Origin of the sequence: Vibrio sp. V03_P4A6T147 (assembly GCF_002241085.1) — a bacterium.
Classification (GTDB): Bacteria; Pseudomonadota; Gammaproteobacteria; order Enterobacterales; family Vibrionaceae; genus Vibrio; species Vibrio anguillarum.
This window is the reverse complement of sequence record NZ_NDIO01000163.1, coordinates 1-2,633: the sequence shown is the minus strand read 5'-3', so window position 1 is coordinate 2,633 and position 2,633 is coordinate 1. Positions and strand designations below refer to the sequence as shown.

Annotated in this window: 1 protein-coding gene; it reads left to right on the top strand. The window is 42.3% G+C overall.

The annotated features are described in order from the left end of the window. The coding region (locus B9J84_RS06395; RefSeq protein WP_094123779.1) for a choice-of-anchor K domain-containing protein at positions 1-2,551 on the top strand (2,551 nt) is incomplete at its 5' end. Positions 2,552-2,633 lie beyond the last annotated feature (82 nt).

Below are 2,633 nucleotides of genomic sequence, written 5' to 3'. Positions count from 1 at the left end.
GCAATTAGTTGGCCTGGATGAATCTGCGACACTCAAAACGGTTACTGGCTCTGACATTACTGTTGGATTAGTAGGAGCAAATACTCTGACTGGTAAAGATGCAGAAGGGCATTTAGTCTTCAAACTCGAGTTTACACCGACAACGGGAAAATGGGAGTTTTACCAGTATCAAAATATACAATCGCCGTTAGGTGATGGAGACATTGATTTCCAAGTGAAAGTTACTGATGCAGATGGTGACAGTGCTGTGCTTGGTTTTGCGGTCAAGCCTGTGTCTCCACCGGTTATTGGTGAATTGACGCTCAATGTTTCTGAAGAAGGATTACAAGGCGGTATAGTAGATGACGAATCCGTCATTGGTTCACAAGACACGACTAACCAGACCTCAGTGGAAGGGCAGCTTAATATTGCGAACACCTCTGAGCTTTCTATGGGGATTCCGGTTGGTACTTACACTTCTAATGGTGTGGCTATTACCTGGAACTTATCTTCGGATAAACAGAGACTGATTGGAACGGTTGCTGACAATAAAGTGGTCGAAATTACCGTAGATAACCAAGGCAAGGTGACTAGTCAGTTGCATGCTGTATTCGACCACACGAATAATGGTGGAGAAGATGACCTTGTGATTGATATTCCCATTGAAGCACAAAATTCAAGTGGTATTTCGAGCACAAGTTCAATCACCATTGTTATCGAAGATGATGCTCCTATCGCTAATGCGGATGTTGCTTCAATCAATGTATTAGCCGATTCATTTAATTTTAACGGTGTTTCGGCTAAGTGGAGCAATATCGCAGGTGGTTCAAATATTACAATTTATGATTCGCGCGATGCTGACCCTGATTTAGACCAAGTACGCTGGGGAACGAGTGCAGGGTATGGGCAATCAGGGTATGGTTTTATTGATAACGATAGTGGACTGGCTGGAAACATAGCTCTCAATGAGCTAGTCCAACTAGGAACCTTTACTCACTATAACTACCCTATCTATGATTCGATTACGGGGGCAACACTAGATGTAACGTTTTCAGTAACCGATGCTTATGGTCGAGTAACGCCTGTGACGATTACGGTGAATTTTGCCCATAACGAAACACCAAATAATCAGTCTGATCCAAGGGATATCATTACTATTGAAAGTCAATCTGTGACTTTTGAATTTGAAGGTAAGATGTATACAGTTGAAGTCTTAGGTTTTGTTGATAAAAACGGTAATGTTATCAACTCGATAAAGACAGACGAAAATGCATCCAACCAGTTTGACTTGGTGGCAAAGATTGTTGAAGGAAGTGGTTACCATTTGCCAAGTGCTTTAGGTAATGTAATGCATAACGATTTGCACGGTGCCGATGGATCATTGACGGTCATAGGGTGTGTGAATGGAGAAACATCAAGCAGTATTAATACCGGTGTTGGCACTAAGGTTATTGGTTTGTATGGCGAGCTGATTCTGATGGCTGATGGTAGCTATACTTATCAAGTGACTGAAGATGCCTCTAAGATCCCCCTCAACGCACAGGAAGTTTTTAGTTATACAGTGAGAGATAATGATGGTGATGCTGCCAATAGTACTTTAACGATTTCGGTCAACGCTGTAGATAAAAATGGTGTACCCGTAGGTTTACCATTGACGGTTGAAGGCAATGATTTAAATGACATGATAGTTATTAGAAATGGTGAAAACTCACGGCACCCAGATAGATTCGATGTTGCTTTCGGGGGTAATTTGTTAGGTACAGTACGTGATGTTCATGGCAATGAAAACCATATTCACGTAGGGCAAGGTTATAATAATGGCTCTCAAAACCAAACTGTTAGTGGTGGATCGGGGAACGATCATATTGAGACGGGCTCTGGAAATGACGTCATTTATGCAGGAATGACGGGATCTCATGGTTACAGTAGTGATGATGATTTGGAACTTTCTGCGTCTGAGATTGCCAATCATCACGTAATGACAGGCAATCTTTCTGGCACTGATTCAATGTTAGATAATGATGGTTTGTTATTATCGAACGATGTATCAAGCCGTAATGCTGACGTCGTTAATGGCGGTAGTGGCAATGATCGAATATTTGGTCAATCTGGCTCTGATATCCTTTTTGGTCATACTGGTGATGATTATATTGATGGTGGTTCTCACAACGATGGTTTGAGAGGTGGTGAAGGTAACGACACCCTTATTGGCGGCCTTGGTAGTGATATCTTAACGGGTGATAGTGGTGCAGACATATTCAAATGGGTTGAGATGGAAACCGCGACTGACCGCGTCACGGACTTTCATCGCTCGGAAGGGGATTCGTTAGATTTCTCTGATTTGTTTGAAGATATGTCTAAAGACGAGATCACAGTATTACTTGATGGGCTGGGTAGTGCAGATCATCAAGGTGTTGCGGACGATGTATCTATTCGTGTTACAGGAAATGAACATGAATCGCACCTAACGATTGTCAAGTCGGGTCAAACATTGACCGTGGACTTTGATGGTGCGTCAGCTGCGGATATCACTAGTAGTTTGATGGATAATCTAAACCATTTAAAGGATTAAAATAACGACAACCGGAGCTTGATTAGAGCTCCGGTTTTTCTTGCTGCCTATAAAATACGGCTTACAACACCTTACAGGCGAA